Raw genomic sequence first — 254 nt, 5'->3', positions numbered from 1 at the left:
CGGTCATGCAGGCTGCCGCCAGTGTCCTGAGCGGTGATCGGGGTGGTGACTTTGAGCAGCATCGGGCCGGTGTCCAAGCCTGCTTCCATGCGCATCACGGTCACGCCGCTTTCGCTGTCGCCCGCTTCTACCGCGCGCTGGATCGGCGCCGCTCCGCGCCAGCGTGGCAAGAGCGACGCGTGGCTGTTGATGCAGCCCAGGCGTGGGATGTCGAGCACGGCCTGGGGCAGGATCAAGCCGTAGGCGACGACTAC

General features: G+C 67.7%; 1 protein-coding gene. It reads right to left on the bottom strand.

Features of this window, described 5'->3' with window-relative positions:
* The coding region (locus tag AC0L3B_RS39900) for a methionyl-tRNA formyltransferase (protein WP_473383424.1) at positions 1-254 on the bottom strand (254 nt) is incomplete at both ends.

The sequence above is a fragment of the Bradyrhizobium sp. Kon56 genome, assembly GCF_055807635.1.
The sequence above is the reverse complement of the archived record's forward strand: the minus strand, read 5'-3'. Positions and strand labels throughout refer to the sequence as shown.